General features: G+C 73.8%; 17 protein-coding genes. 8 read left to right on the top strand and 9 right to left on the bottom strand.

The features are described 5' to 3' along the window. The first annotated feature begins 182 nt into the window (after nt 1-182). The 6 genes from WMF33_RS06345 (at nt 183) to WMF33_RS06320 (ending at nt 10,754) form a co-directional block, all read left to right on the top strand. Entirely contained in the window at nt 183-1,325 is a 1,143-nt protein-coding gene (locus WMF33_RS06345) for an SDR family oxidoreductase (protein ID WP_437336290.1), read from the top strand. After that, a complete protein-coding gene (locus tag WMF33_RS06340) occupies nt 1,322-2,698 on the top strand; it encodes a GDSL-type esterase/lipase family protein (protein ID WP_437336289.1) in 1,377 nt (458 codons plus the stop codon). Before WMF33_RS06345 ends, WMF33_RS06340 begins: the two co-directional genes overlap by 4 nt. Before the next feature lie 133 nt (nt 2,699-2,831). Beyond that, nucleotides 2,832-4,277 (top strand): serine/threonine-protein kinase, encoded by a 1,446-nt coding sequence (locus WMF33_RS06335; RefSeq protein WP_437336288.1) that lies wholly within the window; start codon nt 2,832-2,834, stop codon nt 4,275-4,277. Beyond that, the gene (locus WMF33_RS06330; protein ID WP_437336287.1) at nt 4,277-4,897 is read left to right on the top strand and encodes a tetratricopeptide repeat protein; all 621 of its coding nucleotides are present in this window, start codon (nt 4,277-4,279) and stop codon (nt 4,895-4,897) included. Before WMF33_RS06335 ends, WMF33_RS06330 begins: the two co-directional genes overlap by 1 nt. A gap of 515 nt (nt 4,898-5,412) precedes the next feature. Then, entirely contained in the window at nt 5,413-9,705 is a 4,293-nt protein-coding gene (locus WMF33_RS06325) for a protein kinase domain-containing protein (protein WP_437336286.1), read from the top strand. 5 nt (nt 9,706-9,710) lie between these two features. After that, on the top strand, nt 9,711-10,754 hold the full coding sequence (locus WMF33_RS06320) for a tetratricopeptide repeat protein (RefSeq protein WP_437336285.1): 1,044 nt from the start codon (nt 9,711-9,713) through the stop codon (nt 10,752-10,754). A 96-nt stretch (nt 10,755-10,850) separates the two neighbouring features. Here WMF33_RS06320 and rpsS read toward each other — a convergent pair whose 3' ends face one another. The 9 genes from rpsS to rpsL all read right to left on the bottom strand — a co-directional run bounded on the left by rpsS (nt 10,851) and on the right by rpsL (nt 17,784). After that, entirely contained in the window at nt 10,851-11,147 is a 297-nt protein-coding gene (gene rpsS / locus WMF33_RS06315; RefSeq protein ID WP_061621683.1) for a 30S ribosomal protein S19, read from the bottom strand. Between the two features lie 2 nt (nt 11,148-11,149). Further along, complete coding sequence (rplB, locus tag WMF33_RS06310; protein WP_129573399.1) at nt 11,150-11,980, bottom strand: 50S ribosomal protein L2; 831 nt, start codon at nt 11,978-11,980, stop codon at nt 11,150-11,152. 2 nt (nt 11,981-11,982) lie between these two features. Next, entirely contained in the window at nt 11,983-12,279 is a 297-nt protein-coding gene (locus WMF33_RS06305; protein ID WP_020733177.1) for a 50S ribosomal protein L23, read from the bottom strand. 15 nt (nt 12,280-12,294) lie between these two features. Beyond that, a complete protein-coding gene (gene rplD / locus WMF33_RS06300; protein WP_061621681.1) occupies nt 12,295-12,918 on the bottom strand; it encodes a 50S ribosomal protein L4 in 624 nt (207 codons plus the stop codon). 13 nt (nt 12,919-12,931) lie between these two features. Beyond that, nucleotides 12,932-13,243 (bottom strand): 30S ribosomal protein S10, encoded by a 312-nt coding sequence (gene rpsJ / locus WMF33_RS06295; RefSeq protein WP_012233476.1) that lies wholly within the window; start codon nt 13,241-13,243, stop codon nt 12,932-12,934. 10 nt (nt 13,244-13,253) lie between these two features. Beyond that, nucleotides 13,254-14,444 carry an elongation factor Tu gene (gene tuf, locus WMF33_RS06290; protein WP_020733175.1) on the bottom strand — a complete coding sequence of 397 codons (1,191 nt, stop codon included), beginning with the start codon at nt 14,442-14,444 and terminating at the stop codon, nt 13,254-13,256. 9 nt (nt 14,445-14,453) lie between these two features. After that, nucleotides 14,454-16,568 carry an elongation factor G gene (gene fusA, locus WMF33_RS06285; protein ID WP_437336284.1) on the bottom strand — a complete coding sequence of 705 codons (2,115 nt, stop codon included), beginning with the start codon at nt 16,566-16,568 and terminating at the stop codon, nt 14,454-14,456. Nucleotides 16,569-16,885: 317 nt separating this feature from the next. Continuing rightward, complete coding sequence (gene rpsG, locus WMF33_RS06280) at nt 16,886-17,356, bottom strand: 30S ribosomal protein S7 (RefSeq protein ID WP_012233474.1); 471 nt, start codon at nt 17,354-17,356, stop codon at nt 16,886-16,888. Between the two features lie 29 nt (nt 17,357-17,385). Continuing rightward, nucleotides 17,386-17,784, bottom strand: coding sequence for a 30S ribosomal protein S12 (gene rpsL, locus WMF33_RS06275; protein ID WP_012233473.1), 399 nt, complete (start codon nt 17,782-17,784; stop codon nt 17,386-17,388). Nucleotides 17,785-18,187: 403 nt separating this feature from the next. On the opposite strand from rpsL, the gene WMF33_RS06270 reads away from it, so the two are divergent. Both WMF33_RS06270 and WMF33_RS06265 read left to right on the top strand, forming a co-directional pair. Then, entirely contained in the window at nt 18,188-19,060 is an 873-nt protein-coding gene (locus WMF33_RS06270; RefSeq protein WP_437336283.1) for a hypothetical protein, read from the top strand. A 31-nt stretch (nt 19,061-19,091) separates the two neighbouring features. Beyond that, nucleotides 19,092-20,045 (top strand): hypothetical protein, encoded by a 954-nt coding sequence (locus WMF33_RS06265; RefSeq protein ID WP_437336282.1) that lies wholly within the window; start codon nt 19,092-19,094, stop codon nt 20,043-20,045. The last annotated feature ends 52 nt before the right edge of the window (nt 20,046-20,097 follow it).

Below are 20,097 nucleotides of genomic sequence, written 5' to 3'. Positions count from 1 at the left end.
CGGGCGATTATACGTGGGGCCGCGGTCGGGGATAGGGGAAGCCCTCGGCGCCGCGGCGGCGCGCGACCCCGGCCGGCGCCGGCGCGCGCCGCCGCCATACGCCCCCGTCGCTCCGCGCGCGTCCGAGGCGGCGTCAGCGGAAAGCTGCGGAGCAGGCGCACCGCTGCGGTAAGCTCTGGTCGATGCCTCGCCCCGGCTACGACAGCGTGGTGCTCATCACCGGCTTCCCCTCGTTCATCGCGCGGAAGATGCTGCAGCACGTCCTCGCGGCGGAGCCGCGCGCGCTCGTGTATGCCGTGGTGCTCGCGAAGTCGTCGGCGCAGGCGAGCGCGGAGCGCGACGCGCTCGCGCCGGCGGATCGCGAGCGCGTCGTGCTGATCGAGGGGGACGTCGCGGCGATGGATCTCGGGCTGTCGGGCGCCGAGTTCCGGCAGCTCGCGCGCGAGGTCGACCGGATCCACCACCTCGCGCACGTGGGCCACGCCGGCGCCGACCGGAGCACCGCCCACGCCCAGAACGTCGTCGGGACCGCCGAGGTGCTCGAGCTCGCCCGGGCCTGCACCTCGCTCCAGTGCCTCGTGCACCAGTCGACCGCGTTCGTGGCCGGAGATCGCACCGGTACGGTGTACGAGGATGATCTCGAGGCGGGTCAGGCGTTCCGCAACCCCGTGGAGGAGACGCGGATGCGCGCGGAGGTGCTCGTGCGGCGGGCGATGCGCCACGTGCCGGCGGCGGTGGTCCGGCCGACCACGGTGGTGGGCGACTCGGCGACCGGGGAGATCGACCGGCTCGACGGGCTGTACCTCGTCGTGCTGCTCATCATGGCGGCGCCGGCCGACATGGCGATCCCGATGCCCGGCCGCGGGGACGTGGCGCTCAACATCGTCCCCATCGACTTCGTGGTCCGCGCGACGCACGCGATCGGCCTGCACCGGCTCGCGCCGCGCCGCACGTTCCACATCGCCGACCCGCACCCGCTGTCGGCGCGGCGGGTCTTCGACCTCATCGCGCGGGCGAGCGGCCGCCGCGCCGCGCGCGGCCACATCCCGTCGAACCTCGCCAAGGCGCTGCTCCGCACGCCCGGGATCGAGCGCTTCGTCCGCAGCCCGCGCGCCTTCGTCGAGCAGCTGATGACCCCGGTGCGCTACGACGCCCGGAACGCCGACCTCGCGCTCGGCGGCGCCGGGATCGCCTGCCCCCCCTTCGAGTCGTACGTCGACGTGCTCGTCGGCGCCGTGCAGGAGCGCGTCCGCGAGCGGCGCGAGCGCCAGGAGCTCGAGGCCAGCGCGGACGCCGAGCTCGACATCGAGGATCCGCTGTCGTGAGCGGCGCAGCCTGCGCCGCGGCCCGCGCGGACGTCCCGGAGCGCCTCCGCGCCGCGCCGCCTCGCCGCCTCGCCGCGGCGCTGCTCGCGGCCGCGGCGCTGGCGCTCGGCTGCAGCTCGACGCGCGAGCACGTCGCGCCGCCGTCGCCCGAGGTGGGGGCCGCGCCGCCCGCGCCCGCGGCGCCCCCGCCCCGCCCGGCGGAGGCCGCCGCCCCCGCGCCCGCCGCGCCGCGCGTCGGCGACGCCCCGCTGGCGCGCCCGCCGGAGCTGGAGCTCCTGCGCCCGGAGGACGGGCCCTACGCCCACTTCTTCGCGGCGCTCCGCGCCCTCGAGCAGGGGCGCCGCAAGGACCACGTGCGCATCGCCTGGCTCGGCGACTCGCACGCAGCGGCGGACTTCTGGAGCGGCGCGGTCCGCGCGGCGCTCCAGCGGCGCTTCGGCGACGGCGGCGTCGGCTTCGTGCACCTCGGCTACGCCGCCTACCGCCACGACGGCGCGCGGCTCACGGCCGACGGCAAGTGGCGGACCCGCCCGAAGACGCCGGGCGGCTCCACGCCGGTCGACGACGGCGTCTTCGGGCTCGGGGGGATCCTCTTCAGCGCGCATCAGGGCCCGGCGCGGGCGGAGATCACGGTGACCGGGGCCGGGCCGTCCACGCGGCTGCTCTGGGACGTGTGCTTCCGGTCCAGCGCGCCGACCGACGAGCTCGCGGTGACGATCGAGGGCGGCCCGAGCGAGATCCTCCGCGGCGCCGCGGGCGACGACCCCGGGGCGCTGCAGCACGCGAAGCTCGCGAGCGTCGGCGCGACGAAGCTCGGCGTCGTGCCGTCGGGCGCGCCCGAGCTGTGCGGGCTCGTCGTCGAGGCCGATCCGGCGGCGAAGCCCGGGGTGGTGCTCGACACGCTCGGCATCAACGGCGCCCGCCTGGCGACGCCGCTGCGGTGGAACGAGCTCGCCTGGGCCGCGGAGCTCGGGCGGCGCTCGCCGGAGCTCGTGGTGCTGGAGTACGGCACGAACGAGGCGGGCGACGTCACCACGGATCCGTCCCTCTATGCAAAGCAGCTCGCCGAGCTGCTCGCGCGCACGCGCAGGGTCGAGCCGGACGCAGACTGCCTCGTCCTCGCGCCCACGGACCGGAGGGACGCGCCCGAGCGCACGCCCGTCGTCCGGGACGTGCTGCGCGACGCCGCCCGGGAGGGCGGCTGCGCGTTCTGGGACACCTACGAGGCGATGGGCGGGCGGGGCTCGATCGAGACCTGGTACCGCGAGCGCCCGCCGCGCGCGTCGCGCGACGGCGTCCACCTGACCTTCCGCGGCTACCGCGAGCTCGGCGTGAAGCTCTCGAACGAGATCCTCGAGCGCTACCGCCCCTGACGCGCGCGTCCGCGGGGCGGCGCCGTCCGACGGCGACGGCGGATCGAGGGGCCCGTGGCCTTGCTCGTGCCTTTCGGCTCTCGGTGCCCGATCGGCGTGAAGGCTTCTCACGCGCGATGGGCGAAGGGGGCACATGCTGCATGCCGGGGACGTCGCAGGAGGTCGCTTCCGACTGATTCGGCCGATCGGCTCGGGCGGGATGGCGAGCGTCTGGTGGGCGCGCCACGAGCTCATCGGCCGGGACGTCGCGCTCAAGCTGTCCCCGGCGCTCCGGGACGACCAGGTCGTCGCGCGGTTCATCCGCGAGGCGAAGATCATCGGCAAGTTCCAGCACCGGAACATCGTCGGCGTGGTCGACGCCGGGGAGCTGCCGGACGAGGGCTACCTCTTCCTCGCCCTGGAGCTCCTGCGGGGCTCGCCGTTCGCGGATCGCCTCGTCCCGAGCCGGCCGCTGCCGCCCGAGGAGGTCGTGCCCGTCCTCATCGAGGTCTGCTGCGGGCTCTCGGCCGCCCACGCCGAGGGCGTCGTGCACCGCGACATCAAGCCGGAGAACATCGTGATGGCCATGGTCCCCGGCGAGGGGATCGTGCCGAAGATCGTCGACTTCGGCATCAGCCAGCTCACGGACGCGGGCGACGCGATCACCGTCGACGGGCAGCTGCTCGGGACGCCCTCGTACATGAGCCCGGAGCAGGCCCTGGGCAAGCGCACCATCGACGCGCGCGCCGACATCTGGGCGGTCGGCGTGATGCTGTACGAGGCGCTCAGCGGCGCGCAGCCGTTCCGGGGGGGCAACCACCACGCGGTCCTGCGGCGCATCCTCGAGACCGACCCCGCGCCGCTCCCGCCCTCCGTCCCGCAGCGGCTCCGGAAGATCGCCGCCCGCTGCCTCGAGAAGGACCCGGCGCGGCGCTACCCGGACGCGGCCTCGCTGCGCGCCGATCTGACGGCCGCGCTCGACGACCTCGGCGCGAGCGCGCCCGCGCCGATCGTGATCCTCTCGCCGGCGTCCGTGGGTCGGCGGTCGCTCGAGACGACGCGCCCCCGCGGCGCGCTCGCCGCGCCCCCGCGGCTCGCCCTCCGCGCCCTCGGGCGGCTCTGGACCTCGGGCGCGCGGGCGCCCCAGTGGCGCGAGGCGACGACGCTCGGGAGCGCGCCGCGCGCCGCGCCGCCGGACGCGCCGCGGCGCGCGCGGGCGATCACGGCGCTCCGGGTCGCGGGCGCGGCGGTGCTCGCGGCGGCGGCGCTCAGCTCGGCCGCGCTGCGCGCGCCGACGGACGAGGAGGCCGGGAGCGCGGCGCGCGAGAGCCTCCGCCCCGTGCTGGCCGCGGCCTTCGCCGAGAGCGGCGCGTGGCGGCGCGGCGCGGGCGCGACCGGGGCGGCGGGGGGCGACGCGCCGCACGCGCCGGGCGCGCCCGCCGGCAAGGCGGCGGGCCGCGGCGGCGCGATGGGCTCGCCCGAGCTCGCCTCGGCGGACCCGGGCGGCCCCGAGATCACGGCGGCGCCCGAGGACAAGCCCCCGCGCTCGCAGGCGCCGCGCGGCGCCTCGAGATCCCGCATCACGAGCCCCGGGTTCTGATGAGCGGCGCCGCACGGATCCCCGCTCTGCGCGCGCGCCCCCGCCGGCGCGCCGCCGCGCTCGGGCTCGCTGCCTGGGCGCTGCTCTCGGCGCCCTGGGTCCGCGCCCAGGACGACGGCGCGACGCGCGCGCTGCGGCTCCAGTTCGCGCAGGGGCTGACGCTCGAGGGCGCCGGACGCTGGGCCGACGCGCTCGCTCGGTTCGAGGCGATCGCCCGCCATCGGCCCACGGCGAACGTGGCGTTCCACATCGGCCTCTGCCACGAGCGGCTCGGCCGGCTGCGGACGGCCGAGCGGACGTACCAGGACGCGCGCGCCACGGCGCGGGCCGCGGCGCCCGCGGTGCTCGCCGAGATCGACGCGCGCCTCCAGGACCTCGAGGGGCGGATGCCCCGCATCGTGCTGAACCTCGCCGGCGCGACCGAGGGCGTGACGCTGCTGCTCGACGGCGAGGTGGCGCAGCCATCGCGCGCGATCCGGGTCGATCCGGGCCCGCACGTGGCCGTGGCGCTGCGGCACGGGATCCCCGTCGCCGCGAGCGCGTTCTCGAGCCACGAGCGCCGCACGCGGTTCGTGACGCTGACCGTTCACCCCGTCGCGATCGGCGCGCCGCGCCCCTGAGCTGGCCGGGCCGCCGGCCTCGCTCGCCCGCGCGCCCGCGCTCCCAGGCGGGGTCTCTGCCGCGTGGAGCGCGCGCGGCGCGCGGCGCGCCGCGCGCCGCGCGCCTCGCCGGCCGATCGCCGGCGCGCCGCGCTCCGCCTCGCGCGGCGCCGACCGGGACGGCCCACGCCGGCCCCCCCACACCCGAGCACTTGTGTGCGCGCGGAGGTGCCGCACCCCTCGCCGCGAGCGCAGGCGCGCCGCGGCCACGCTCGCAGCAAGAGCGATCGCGTCGCGCGGCTTAGCGCTCGTCGCGGTCATGTCAAGCCGCGAGCGCGGCGGCGGCGCGCCGTCGAGAACGCGCCGATTTGAAGGCTTTTCGCGGCGCGCGCGGCGCTGGCCAGCGGCGCCAGGCGCCCGCGCGGACCGCGCTCTAGGTTCGCCTGACAGGGAGCTCCGGACACGGCCAAGCTCGCCAAGTCCTCGGCCATGAACGCTGGATCCAGCTTCTGACGTCCTGATAGCATGCAAGTCCCATGGCGCTCGACAGGCCGCCCGGTGCGGGCTCTGCTTCGCGACTCGGCAATTATGAGCTGCTGAAAGAGCTCTCCGGCGGCGGGATCGGGTCCACGTGGCTCGCGCGGGCGGCGTCCGACGACGGTGTGGCGACGAGCGCCTCGCCGGTCACGATCCTGCGCATCTACCGGCACCTCACGAAGAAGCCCGAGACCGCGGACGGCATCCTCCGCGAGGCCGGGATGGCGCAGCAGGTCCGCTTCCCCAACGTGCTCTCGGTGGTCGACGCGCGCGTCGCCGACGGCGAGGTCTTCATCGTCTCGGAGTACGTGGAGGGCGAGCCGCTCGGCGCGCTCGTCTCGGCGGCCGGCGCCGAGGGGCTGCCGCTCCCGGTCGCGCTCCGGATCGGGGTCGACGTGCTGCGCGCGCTCGCGTCCGCGCACGCGACCGAGCCGGCGCCGCTCGTGCATGGCGAGCTGAACCCGACCCACGTCACCGTCGGCATCGACGGGATCGCGCGGGTGAGCGGGCTCGGCGTCGCGCGGGCCATCGCCGGGCTCGCGCCCATGGGGACGAGGAACCCCGATCGCCTGGCCTATGCCGCGCCGGAGCGGGTCAAGGCGATGGCGGCGCACGCGGAGGCCCCGCTCGCTCCGCCCGCCGATCTCTTCTCGGTCGGCGTGATCCTCTGGGAGCTGCTCGCGCGGCAGCGGCTGTTCTCGTCGAAGCTGGAGTCCGCGGTCATCCAGAAGGTGCAGAACGCGCCCATCCCGCCGCTCGCGGCCGGCGCCGTCCCGGCCGAGGTCGCCGAGGTCGTCCGGACCGCGCTCGAGCGCGATCCGGCGCGGCGGTTCGAGAGCGCGTCGGCGATGCTCGCGGCGCTGGAGGCCGCGGGCGCGGGGCGGATCGCCGCGGCGGAGGACGTCGCCGCGACGGTGAGCCGGCTGGCCGGCAAGACGATCGAGCCGCGCAGGACGATGATCGCGGCGGCGATGGCCGGCGCCGCCGGCGCGATCGGATCGCCGCTGTCGCCGCCGCCGCCGCGCGCGCGCGGCGCGACGCTGGTGGGCGTGGCGATCCCCGGCGTCGAGAGCGCGCTCTCCCCGCGCGGCGATGGCCCGCGTCACGCGATCACCGCGCCGTCTCCGCGCCCGCGTGGGACGCCAGGCCCGCCGGCGGTCGCGGGCGCCGCGGTCGCCGCGAGCCAGCTCCGCCCGTCGGGCGGCGCGACCGCGCCGAAGGAGGCCGCGGCGCTGAAGAACGGCCTCGCGGCCAAGGCAGGGGCCGGCGCGTCGAACGGCGCCGGGCCGGCGGCGCACGCCGACGTGGACGTGGACGTCGACTGGGGCTCGCCGGACGACGTCGCCGGCCGCGGCTTGCCCGCGCCGCGGCCCCCCGCGGCGACGCTGCCGCGGATCGAGCTGTCGAGCGAGAGGACGGAGAGCCGCGACGCCGCCGTGGCGAGGCCCGAGGTCCCCGCGCCGACGGCCGCGCGGAAGGAGCAGCCGCCTGCGCGGCCGGGCGTGCCGCGGCCCGGCGATCCGGGCGACGGCCTCGTTGCGGCGCGGATGACGCCGACGCCGGCCGAGGGCACGGTGCCGAAGCGGCCGACGCCCGTTCCGGCCGCGCCGCTCGCGAGGCCGCCGCGCCCGCCGGCCCCACGAGGGGTGCCGTCGCCGCCTGCGGCGCCCGCGGCTTCCGGCGCTGCGGCGCCCGCGGCCGCCGGGCCTGCGACCGCGGCGAGCCCGGTGACGCCGCGCGTGCCCGTGCCGCCCGCGGCGCCGCCGGCTCCTGCCGCGCCGCGCGTCCCGGTGGTGCCCGCCGTGCCGCCGGCGCCGCGCGCCGCCGGCGCGCCCGCGGCATCGCCGGCGCCGGCCACGCCGCGCGCGCCGGTGGTGCCCGCGGCGCCCGTGGCGCCGGTCATGCCGCGGTCCCCCGCCGCGCCCGCGCCAGCCGCAGCGCCCGCCGCGGCGCCCGCCGCGCCGGCGACCCCCGCGCCCGCCGCGGCGCCTGCGCCTCTCCAGGCGCCGCCCGCTCCTGGGCCGGCGTCGTCCACCTCGCCGGCCAGCCCTGCCGCGCTGAAGGCTCCGCCCGCGCCGGTGTTCGCCCCGCCAGGCGGCGGCGCGGCTGCGCCGGCGACAGCGGCGCAGGAGATCGCGATCGTCGGCGAGCCGGCGCCGACCTCCGGCAGGACGCTCCACACGCCGACGGGAGCCCAGGGCCCGACGAAGCTGTGGGGTCGCGCCGCGTCGGCGGTCGACCGCCTCGGGCCGGGGAGCACCCTCGGCCGGTACGAGATCCTCATGCCGGTCGCCAAGGGAGGCATGGCGGCCGTCTGGGCCGCGCGCCTGCAGGGCACCCGCGGCTTCCGGAAGATCGTCGCGATCAAGACGATGCTGCCCGACGTCTCCGACGACCCCGACTTCGAGTCGATGTTCCTCGACGAGGCGCGGGTCGCGGCGCGCATCCGGCACCCCAACGTGGTCGAGATCCTCGACCTCGGCGAGGAGGACGACGTCCTCTACATCGTCATGGAGTGGGTCGACGGCGAGACGGCCGGCACGCTGCAGAAGGCCGCCAAGCGGCTCGGCGGCATCCCGCAGCGCATCGTGCTCCGCATCGCGTCCCAGATCTGCGCGGGCCTCCACAACGCGCACGAGCTCCGCGACGACAGCGGCGCGCTGCTCGACCTGGTCCACCGCGACATCTCGCCGGCGAACGTGCTCATCTCGACCGCCGGCTTCGTGAAGATCGTCGACTTCGGCGTGGCGAAGTCAAAGGGGCGCCTGCACGTCACGCGCGCCGGCGGCATCATCAAGGGGAAGACGCCGTACCTGTCGCCCGAGCAGCTCGGCGGGCTCCCCATCGATCGCCGGAGCGACATCTTCTCGCTCGGCGCGCTGCTGTACGTGCTCACGACGGGCCTGCACCCGTTCCGCGCCGAGACCGAGCTCTCGACCGTCGAGAACATCACGATCAAGAACCCGCTCCCCCCGCGCGAGCTGAACGGCGCGATCCACCCAGAGCTCGAGCGGATCATCCTCAAGGCGCTCGAGAAGGATCGCGAGAACCGCTTCTCGACGTGCGCCGAGATGCAGCGGGCGATCGATCAGGTGGCGTCGACGCTCGGCGAGCCCACGACCGACGAGGACGTCGCGGCCTTCGTGCGGCAGGCGATCGGCGAGATCCAGGCGAAGCGCGCGCAGGAGCTCCGCGACGCGATCGCCGCCGTCGACGCCGGCGCGGCCCTGAACTCGGAGCCGCGCTCCAACGCATCGCCGGATCTCCACGCCGCCCCGCCCGACCCGGGCCCCGGCGCGCGCGAGGGCGCGGCCGCCGCCGGCGCGGCGGCCCCCGCGACGGCGGTGCCGGCCGGCGCCGACGCGGCCTCGAGCGCCGCGGCGGCGCCCCCGGCAGCAGCGCAGGAAGAGGAGAGCCCCGTCAGCCTGGAGCCGATCTCGTTCGAGGAGATCGCCGCGCCGGCGAAGCCCGCCGAGGCCCCGCCGCGGCTCATCATCGCGCCCGCGCTGCAGGCCGACATCTCGCCCGCCGAGCCGGCCGAGCCGTCGAGCCCGCGGCCCTCCTCGCGCGACGGCAAGCCGCTCGGCTCGTCCGTGCCGCGGGTCCTCCCGGCGGCCGGCATGCCCGCCACGAAGGTGCTCGCGGCGGCGGACCCGCCCGCCTCCAGGGCGGCGGCGCTCGGCGCGCGCTTCACGAGGGGCGGCTCCCGCAGCCTGGCCAACGACATCGGCGAGGTCACGGCCGTCGACCGGTCGTTCGAGACCGGGCAGCGACGCAAGCGGCTCCAGCTCATCGTGGCCGGCGCGGCGCTGTTCTGCGTGGCGATCGGCGCCGTGGCGCTGGTCGTGCGCGGCGGCGACGAGCGCACGACCTCGGAGAGCGGCAAGGCGCGCGTCGACGCGCTGCCCGCGCCCGAGACCACGGCTTCCGCCGCGCCCGCGGGCGCGACCACGAGCGCGGCGGAGGCCGTGCCGGCCGCGCCGCCCGCGACCGCGGAGCCTCCGCAGGCAGCGCCGGCGCCTCCCGAGGAGGCGCCGGCCCCTGCCGCCGCGCCTCCTGACGAGCCGCCGGCGCCTGCCGCCGCACCTCCGGACGAGGCGCCGCCACCGGCGGCCAAGGCGCCCCCGGCGCCGGCGCCCGCGGCGACGCAGGCCGCGCGCCCCACGTCGACCGCGCGCCCCACGTCGACCGCGCGGCCTCGGCCGACGTCCACCTCGACGAAGCCTGCGCCCAAGCCGGCATCGACGGCCAAATCGACCACCAAAAAGAAGTACAACCCCTCGGGTATCTGACCACCGTGCGACCTCGACCCTGGCTCCGTGCGCTGCTCTTCGGTGCGGCCTCTTGCCTCTGCCTGTGCACGCTCCCCGCGCCCGCAGCGGGCGCGGACGCCCCTGCGGCCACGCCGTCGCCGGACGCGGTGGAGAAGGCGCAGAGCCTGTTCAAGAAGGGCGCGGCCCTCTACGAGAGCAAGCGCTACGCGCTCGCGCTGGAGCAGTTCCGGGCCTCGTACGCCGCGGTGGCGAGCCCGAACTCACGCCTCTACATCGCGCGCTGCCTCGCGGACCTCGGCGAGCACACCGAGGCGTACCTCGAGTTCGACCAGGTCGCGGCGGAGGCCGCGGCCCGCGCGGCGACCGAGGCGCGCTACGCCCAGACAGAGCAGACGGCGCAGGTCGAGCGCGACGAGCTCGCGCGCAAGATCGCGCTCGTGACGGTCTCGGTGGCGCGCCCGGACGCCGCGATCTCCGTCTCGATCGCCGGCAAGGACGTCCCGCGCGAGCGGTGGGGCAAGCCGTTCCCGGTCAAGCCCGGCAAGGCCGAGGTCGTCCTGCGCACGAGGACCACCGCGATCCCGCAGACCCTGGATCTCTCGGCGGGTGAAGCGAAGACCGTCAAGCTCGACCCGGAGGAGCCCGGCCAGGCCGGCGCTGCGGAGGGCGGTACGGCGCTCCTCGACGAGGGGCCGAGCTTGCCCGAGGAGGTGCCCTCGGCGCGGGCGTACCTGCGCCCTTACGCCTATGCCGCCGGCGGCGTGGGCGTGGCGGGGCTCGCGGTGTTCACGGTCGCCGGCTTGATGGCGAACAGCACCTACAGCGATCTCGCCGAGAGCTGCCGGGGCCCCTGCCCCGCCGAGCGGAAGGACGACGTCGACGCGGGCAAGGCCCAGCAGACGGTCGCGAACGTCGGGGTCGTGGTCGGCGCGATCGGGCTCGTCGCGGGCACCACGCTGCTGGTCCTGAGCTTCACGGGCGGCAGCGCCGGCGAGCCGCAGCGCAACACCGCCTCGACGCAGCTGCTCGTCGGGCCCGGCTTCGCCGGCGTGCGCGGCGCGTTCTAGCCCCGCCCGCCCGAGCTCGGCTGCAAAACGAACGGGCGGGATCGCTGCCGCGACCCCGCCCGCCTGCCGTCGATCGCTCTCGTTACCGCCGAGCGATCAGCGACCGCCACCGCCCTTGGCGACCTTGGCCTTCTTGTCCCCGGAGTGGCCGTGGAACGTGCGCGTCGGCGCGAACTCGCCCAGCTTGTGGCCGACCATGTTCTCCGTCACGAACACGGGAACGAACTTCCTCCCGTTGTGCACGGCGAAGGTCAGGCCGACCGACTCGGGCAGGATCGTCGAGCGGCGCGACCACGTCTTGATCACCTTCTTGGCGTTGGTCGCCTGGGCCGCCTGGATCTTCTCCAGCAGGTGACCGTCGATGAAGGGCCCCTTCTTAATGCTCCTCGGCATGACTAACCCTTGGTCCCGCGCCGACGGACGATCATCGTGTCGGTGCGCTTGTTGTTCCGCGTCTTGAGGCCCTTGGCGAGCTGACCCCACGGCGAGCACGGGTGGCGCCCGCCGCTCGTCCGGCCCTCACCGCCGCCCATCGGATGGTCGACGGGGTTCATCGTCACGCCGCGGTTGTGCGGCCGGCGACCGAGCCAGCGGGATCGCCCCGCCTTGCCGAGGCTGATGTTCGCGTGCTCGGCGTTCGACACCTGCCCGATCGTGGCGCGGCAGTCGAGGTGCACCTTGCGGATCTCGCCGCTCGGGAGGCGGACCTGCGCGTAATCGCCGTCCTTCGCCATGAGCTGCGCGGCGACGCCGGCCGAGCGGACGAGCTGGCCGCCCTTGCCCTTCTTGACCTCCACGTTGTGGATGGAGGTGCCGGGCGGGATGAAGCGGAGCGTCAGGCTGTTGCCCGGCTTGATGTCCGCGTTCCGGCTCGCGAGCAGCGTCGCCCCGACCGCGAGGCCGTCGGGCGCCAGGATGTAGCGCTTCTCGCCGTCCACGTAGTGCAGGAGCGCGATGCGCGCCGTCCGGTTCGGGTCGTACTCGATGGCGGCGACCTTCGCCGGGACGCCGATCTTGTCGCGCCGGAAATCGATGATCCGGTAGCGCTGCTTGTGACCGCCGCCGCGGAACCGCGACGTGATGCGGCCGTTGTTGTTCCGGCCGCCGGTGGACGTCTGCTGCTCGAGCAACGACCGCTCGGGCTCGACCTTCGTGATGTCCTTGAAGTCGCTGACCGAGTAGTAGCGCCGCGCCGGCGAGGTCGGCTTAAAGGATCTGATTCCCATGGCTATTCCGCCTTCTCGTCGAAGAACTGGATCTCGTCGCCCTCTTTGAGGGTGACGATCGCCTTCTTCCAATTGCGCAGCTTCGCGTAGCCGCGCCCCATGCGCTTTTCCTTGCCGCGCATGATCATGGTGTTGACGTCCACCACGCCCACCTTGAAGAGCGTCTGGATGGCGTCCTTGATCTGGATCTTGTTCGCCTCGCGGCGGACCTCAAAGATGACCTTGTTGCCTTGGTCGCGGAGCCGGCTCGACTTCTCCGTGAGGATGATGGGCCGGCGGATGATCTGCTCGGGCTGCATGGCGGACTCCCCTGACTAGCGAAGGCAACGCGCCTCGAGCGCCTTGGCGGCGTCCCTCGAGACGATGAGGTGGTCGTGCCTGAGGAGGTCGTAGACGTTGACCCCCTCCGGCGGCAGATACTGGTGGTTCTCCAGGTTGCGGAGGCTCTTCACCAGCTTCTCGTTCCCGGCCGTGTCGACGACCAGCGACTTCTTGTCCGCCTGCAGCGTCGTGAGCGTGGCCGCGATCGCCTTGGTCTTGACCTCGGGGACCTCCAGGCTGTCGAGCACGATGAGCCGGCCCTCCTTCGCGAAGAGGGAGAGCGCGCTCTTCAGGGCGCCGATGCGCACCTTGCGGGGCGGACGGTACGACCAGTCCTTCGGCTCCAGGGCGTGCGCCATGCCGCCGCCCGCGTGGTGCGGCGCGCGGATCGAGCCCTGGCGAGCGCGGCCGGTGCCCTTCTGGCGGTAGAGCTTCTTCGTGGAGCCGGCGACCGCGCTCCGCTCCTTGGTGGCCTTGGTGCCCGAGCGGCGAGAGGCGAGCTGCGCCTTCACGACCTCGTAGAAGAGGTGCTCTTTCACCTCGGTCCCGAAGACCTCGTCCGAGAGGTCGAGCTCGCCGACCTGCTCCCGCTTGAGGTTGTAGACGGTAACCTTCATGGTACCTGGACTCCTAGCTCTTGATCTCGACGTCGACGCCGGCCGAAAGGTCGAGCTTCATCAGCGCGTCGAGGGTCTGCTGAGTCGGCTCGATGATGTCGAGAAGCCGCTTGTGCGTCCGGATCTCGAACTGCTCGCGCGACTTCTTGTCGACGTGGGGCCCCCGGAGCACCGTGTAGCGGCGGATCTCGGTGGGCAGCGGGATGGGTCCCGCGACGTGGGCGCCGGTCCGCTTCGCCGTCTCGACGATATCGCTCGTCGACTTGTCGAGCAGCTGGTGGTCGAACGCCTTGAGGCGAATCCGGATCTTCGTTGTATCAGCCATGGTGCTCTTCCTACGCGAGGATCTTGGTGACGACGCCGGCGCCCACCGTCTTGCCGCCCTCGCGGATGGCGAAGCGCATCTGCTCCTCCAGCGCGACCGGGGCGATGAGCTCGATCGTCATCGTGATGTTGTCGCCCGGCATCACCATCTTCACCCCCTCGGGGAGGTTCACCGTGCCGGTCACGTCCGTCGTCCGGATGTAGAACTGCGGCCGGTAGTTGGTGAAGAACGGCGTGTGGCGCCCGCCCTCCTCCTTCTTGAGGACGTACACCTCACCGGTGAACTTCGTGTGCGGCGTGATCGACCCGGGCTTCGCGAGCACCTGGCCGCGCTCGATCTCTTCCTTCTCCACGCCGCGGAGCAGACACCCGACGTTGTCGCCCGCCTGCCCCTGGTCGAGCAGCTTCCGGAACATCTCGACGCCGGTCACGACCGACTTCTTCGTGTCCTTGAAGCCGATGATCTGCACCTCGTCGCCGACCTTGATCACGCCGCGCTCGATGCGGCCCGTGGCCACCGTGCCGCGGCCCTTGATCGAGAACACGTCCTCGATCGCCATCAGGAACGGCTTGTCGATGTCGCGCACCGGCTCGGGGATGTAGCTGTCGAGCGCGTTGAGCAGCTGCTGGATCGTCTCCTCCCACTTCGGGTCGCCCTGCAGCGCCGGCAGCGACGCGCCCCGGACGACCGGCGCGTTGTCGCCGTCGAACTTGTACTTCGACAGGAGCTCGCGGACCTCCATCTCGACCAGGTCCAGCATCTCCGGGTCGTCCACGGCGTCGCACTTGTTCAGGAACACGACGATGTGGTTCAGGCCGACCTGCCGGGCGAGCAGCACGTGCTCGCGCGTCTGCGGCATCACGCTGTCGAGCGACGACACGACGAGGATCGCCCCGTCCATCTGCGCCGCGCCCGTGATCATGTTCTTGATGTAGTCGGCGTGCCCGGGGCAGTCGACGTGCGCGTAGTGGCGCTTCTCGGACTCGTACTCGACGTGCGCGGCCGCGATGGTCACCGTCTTGGTCTCGTCACGGACCGTCCCGCCCTTCGCGATGTCGGCGTACGAGATCGCCTTCGCCAGCTGGCGCTTCGACTGCACCTTGACGAGCGCGGCCGTGAGCGTGGTCTTGCCGTGGTCGATGTGACCGATGGTGCCCACGTTCACGTGCGGCTTCGTACGAGTGAATTTCTCCTTGGCCATGGCGTCTTCTTAACCTCGCTGCTTGGCGACGATCTCTTCCTGGATCGCGGCCGGAACCGGTGCGTAATGAGAGAACTGCATCGAATGAGTCGCGCGGCCCTGCGTCTTGGAACGGACGTCGGTCGCGTAACCGAACATGGTGGCGAGCGGGACCTCCGCGCGGATCACCCGGGTGTTCGCGCGTTGCCCCATATCGATGATGCGGCCACGTCGCGAGTTGAGGTCGCCGATGACGTCCCCGAGGTAATTCTCGGGAGACACGACCTCGACGGCCATCATCGGTTCGAGGAGGACGAGGCCCGCCCTCTTCGCGCCGTCCTGGAAGGCCATCGACGCGGCGACCTCGAACGCGGGCCCCGAGGAGTCGACCTCGTGGTAGCTGCCGAAGTGGAGCCGCACCTTGATGTCGACGACCGGGTAGCCCGCGAGCACGCCGCGGCCCATCGCGTCCCGGATGCCCTTCTCGATCGAGGGGATGAACTCCTTCGGGATGATGCCGCCGACGATGGCGTTCTCGAACACGAAGCCCGCGCCGCGCTCGGCCGGCTCGATGTCGATCCGCACGTGGCCGAACTGGCCGTGCCCGCCCGACTGCCGGACGAAGCGCCCCTCGACGTCCGTCGCCTTCTTCGAGATGGTCTCGCGGTAGGCGACCTCGGGCTTGCCGACGTTGGCGTCGACCTTGAACTCGCGCTTCAGGCGGTCGACGATGATCTCCAGGTGGAGCTCGCCCATCCCGGCGATGATCGTCTGCCCCGTGTCCTCGTTCGTGTAGGTGCGGAACGAGGGATCTTCGTACGCTAGCTTCTGCAGGCTGAGCCCGAGCTTGTCGAGATCGACCTTGGTCTTCGGCTCGATGGCGATCGAGATCACCGGGTCGGGGAACTCCATCCGCTCCAGCACGATCGGGTGCTTCTCGTCGCAGAGCGTGTCCCCGGTGCGGGTGTCGCGTAGCCCGACGGCGGCGTAGATGTTGCCGGCGTAGCAGACGTCGATCTCCTCGCGCTTGTTCGCGTGCATCCGGAGGATGCGCCCGAACCGCTCCCGCTTGCCGCGGGTCGAGTTGAGCACGCTGACGCCGCTCTTCGTCGTGCCGGAGTAGACGCGGAAGAAGGTGAGGTTGCCGAACTGGTCGTTCATGATCTTGAACGCCAGGGCGGCGAACGGCTCGTCGTCGCCCGCCTTGCGCGCGACGACCTTGTCCTTCTTGTCGGGCAGCGTCCCCTCGACGGCCGGGATGTCGACCGGCGACGGCAGGTAGTTCACCACGCCGTCGAGCAGCAGCTGAACGCCCTTGTTCTTGAACGCCGAGCCGCACAGGACCGGGACGAACTTGAAGCCGAGGGTGCCCGCGCGGAGCGCCGCGTGGATCTCCTCCTCGGTGATCTGGTCGAAGTCGCCGGCGATGAACTTCTCCATCACCTTGTCGCTCGCGTCGGCGCACGCCTCGATGAGCTTCTCCCGGAGCTCCTTGCACCGCGGCAAGAGGTCGGCCGGGATCTCCTGCCACTCGTAGCGCTGGCCCTTCGTCTCCTCGTCGAAGACGGCGGCCCGGAGGGTCACGAGGTCGATGACGCCGCGGAACGAGTCCTCCGCGCCGAGCGGGTAGTGGATCGCCACCGGGGTCGCGCCGAGGCGCTCGCGGATCGAGTCGACGCACATCTCGAAGTCGGCGCCGACCTTGTCCATCTTGTTGATGAACGCGATGCGGGGGACGCCGTACTTGTCCGCCTGCCGCCAGACGGTCTCGCTCTGCGGCTCGACGCCGTTGCCGCCGTCGAACACCGCGACCGCGCCGTCGAGCACGCGGAGGCTGCGCTCGACCTCGATCGTGAAGTCGACGTGACCGGGGGTGTCGATGATGTTGATCCGGTGAGAGACGCCCTTCTGGGGCCCCTGCTCCGGCGACCAGAAGCAGTTCGTCGCGGCGGACGTGATGGTGATGCCGCGCTCCTGCTCCTGGACCATCCAGTCCATCGTGGCGGCGCCCTCGTGGACCTCGCCGATCTTGTAGTTGACACCCGAGTAATAAAGGATGCGCTCGGTGACCGTCGTCTTGCCCGCGTCGATGTGGGCCATGATCCCGATGTTGCGCGTCCGTTCCAGGCTGTACTCGCGTGCCACTTTTCCTTCTCCGTCGTGTGATGCGTGGGGTGAGGGTTCCGGACTCAGGATGCAAAACACCCTCTCCAGCCCGTCCCGCCTCCGTTGTGGCGGGCACTTGAACCTGGAGAGGGTGTCGGGGTACAGCAGCAGCTTTTCTAGGTCTCCGGGCGGCGAGCGCTGTCGCGCTCCCTCGAGAAGACCGGCTCTGTAACCCGATCCTTATGTCGACTGTGCCATCTCGCTCTACGCGTCTCCTCGCCTGGGAATGCGACGTGACGAATCATCAAATGGCGAACCAGCGCAGATCCGGGATCCGCGCTGGCCGCCTCGGTGACCTACCACCGGTAGTGGGCGAACGCCTTGTTGGCCTCCGCCATCTTGTGCGTGTCGTCCCGCTTCTTGACCGCGTTGCCGCGGTTCTGCGCCGCGTCGACGAGCTCGGCGGCGAGCCGCTCGCGCATCGTCTTCTCGCCGCGGCCGCGGGAGTAGGTCACGAGCCACCGCATCGCCAGCGCGACGCGCCGCTCCGGGCGGACCTCGACGGGGACCTGGTAGGTCGCGCCGCCGACGCGCCGGCTCTTCACCTCGAGCTTCGGCTTCACGTTGTCGAGCGCCTTCCGGAAGACGTCGATCGGCTCCTCCTTGAAGCGGTCGCGCACGATGTCGAACGCGCCGTAGAGGATCCCCTCGGCCGTCGCCTTCTTGCCCGACTGCATCAGGGAGTTCGTGAACTTGGCGACGAGCTTGTCCTTGTACTTCGGGTCCGGAATGATCTTCCGCTTCGGGACTTCGCGACGACGGGGCATCTTCGTTCCTCTGCTCGGCTATCGCCCGGTCAGGCCTTCGGGCGCTTCACGCCGTACTTCGAGCGCTTGCGGTTGCGGGTGGCTTTGTTGGTGGAGCTCGGCCCGGCGGCGCCGGACGCGTCGAGCGTGCCGCGGACGACGTGGTAGCGCACGCCCGGCAGGTCCTTCACGCGGCCGCCACGGATGAGGACGACCGAGTGCTCCTGCAGGTTGTGGCCTTCGCCCGGGATGTAGCTCGTCACTTCCATCTGGTTGCTCAGCCTGACACGGCAGACCTTGCGGAGCGCCGAGTTGGGCTTCTTCGGCGTCGTGGTATAAACACGTACGCACACGCCTCGCCGCTGCGGGCAGGACTTGAGCGCAGGAGAGGCCGTCTTGTAGCGGGCGGCCTCGCGGCCTTGGCGGATGAGCTGGCTGATGGTCGGCATAGAGACGCGGATTTCCACCTGTGGGATGGGGACGCGCAGGATACCCAGGAGCCGAACCATGTCAAGCGGTACGACGCCCGTTCCTGCTGGATGCGTCCGCGCGCTGGTTTTCGGCGGATCTTTGGCGCTTCTTCGGCGTGGGTGCGGTGCGCGGGCGCGTCCTCGACGCGGTTGATCGGCGCGCGACCCGCGCGCTCTGGGGGCGCGGCGCGCTCGGGAGGAGCGCTGCGCAGGGCGCTGGCGCGCGGCACGAAGCGGACGCCGACGCGCGCCCGCGGCTCTTGGCGGCCCGGCTGCTGTTCGGTACGGTCGCTGCGTGGCGAAAAAGCTTTCACGCGCTCAGCGTAAAGAAAGCCGGCGGAGGGCGCCGCAGAGCGGCGCCACGTCAGGGGCTGCGTCCCGCGTGGACGCGAGGATCGCGGGACCGCCGTCGCGCAGCGACCCGGTCGACGGCGCGGCGGATCGAGCACGGGCCGATCCCGCGACGGGCCGCGAGGGACGCGCGGGCGACGACGCGCGCCGCGCGCGAGCGCGCGGCGCCGCCGCCGCGAAGGCCGCGGAGCCCGCGCGAGCGCGCGGCGCCGCCGCCGCGAAGGCCGCGGAGCCCGCGCGGGCCCGCGGCGGCGGGGCGCGCTCGAAGGCGGGGAGAGATCGCGTGCTCCTCGTCTTTCTGGGCGTCGTGGCGCTCGCCGCGGTGATCGTGTTCGCCGCGCAGTCGCCCCGCGCGCCGGAGCGCGCCAGGGCAGAGCCCGCGAGCGCCGCTCGCCCGCCGCAGGAGCCCGCTGCGCCGGAGGCCTCCAGCGCGCCTCCTGCTGCGCCGGCGGAGGCGAGCGAGCCGCCGGCGCGGCCTCCCGTCGACTCGTCGCCGCCGACCGTCGTGACGGCCGAAGCGACCGCAGCGGCGCCGGCGAGCGCTGCAGCCTTGCAGCGCGCTGCGACCAGCGCCGCCCCGCAGGCGGAAACGGCGGGCGCGGCGTCGGCGGCGGCAGCGCCGCCGAAGAAGCGCGCGAGCGCGGCGAAGCCAGCCGCCGTGCCGGCCGGAGCCACGCCGCAGGCCTCGGCAACGCAGGCAGCGGGCACGACGGCGCCGGCCGGCGCCACGGCGCCGGCCGGAGCCACACCGCCGGCCGGAGCCACGCCGCCGGCCGGCGCCACGCCGCCGGCCGGCGCCACGCCGCCGGCCGGCGCCACGCCGCCGGCCGGCGCCACGCCGCCGGCCGGCGCCACGCCGCGACCGGAGCCAGCGCCGCGGCCCGCCGACGCTCCGTACGATTGACCGAAACCGCTGCGATGAAAGGACGCCCGAGATGCTTCGCTTGAATGCTTCGCCCGACGCCTCCCGAACGCCGCGCCGATCGCCGCTCTCCTGCGGGCGGACGCTCGCCGTGCCGCTCGGCGTCGCGCTGTCCGGCCTCCTCATCGCGACGACCTCGGCCGCGCAACCGGCGCCGCAACGGCAGCCTCTTGGGGCGCCGCCGGCCCATCCAGGGGCCGCTCCACGGCAGCCCGGCGCGGCCGCTGCGCCGCCGGTCACGGCGCAGCCGGGCGCGGCGCCGCCGGCCGCTGCGTCGCCCGCTGCGCCGCAGCCCGGCAGCGCTCCCCCCGCGGCGACGGACGCTGCGACGCCGGCTCCCGTTGCGCCCGGCGGCGGCGCGCCGCCCGGCGCCGCGCCGCCCTCCCCTGCGGCCCCGTACCCCGCGGCGCCATACCCCGCGCCGCCGCAGCAGCAGGTCCCTCCGCCCGCGCCGGGAGCATCGCCCGGCTACCCGCCGCCCGGCTACCCGCCGCCGCCCGGCTACCCGCCGCCCGGCTACCCCGGCGGCTACGCGCCCTACGGCGGCGCCTACCCGCCGCTCCCGCCGGGCTACCCGTCGCGCGCCGAGGACATGCCGCCTGCGCCGCCGCCGGTCCCGATGCGCCGGAACAGCCCGGGCTTGATGCTGGGCGGCATCGCGCTCACCGCCGGCGGCACGATCGCGTTCTTCGCCGGCACCGGCCTGCTCGCCTCGGCGAGCGAGCGCTACGAGATCTATTGCGATCGCGACGGCTTCATCGGCATCTGCAACACGCGCACCGACGGCCCCCGCCAGGTCGCCGGCGCGCTCGTCGCGATCGGAGGCGGCATCATGCTCGCCGTGGGCATCCCGCTCTGGGTCATCGGCGGCAAGAAGGTGCCGGCCAACGCCGAGGCGCCCGAGGAGCCCGCCCAGACGACGCTCTCGTTCGGCCCGGGGTCCGCCGCGCTGCGGACGCGGTTCTGACGCCGCTCGCTCGCCCGCACCCCGCCCGCGCACCGCGGTTCTGACGCCGCTC

The sequence above is a fragment of the Sorangium sp. So ce394 genome (genome assembly GCF_051474665.1).
Lineage (GTDB): Bacteria > Myxococcota_A > Polyangia > Polyangiales > Polyangiaceae > Sorangium > Sorangium cellulosum_D.
The sequence above is the reverse complement of the archived record's forward strand: the minus strand, read 5'-3'. Positions and strand labels throughout refer to the sequence as shown.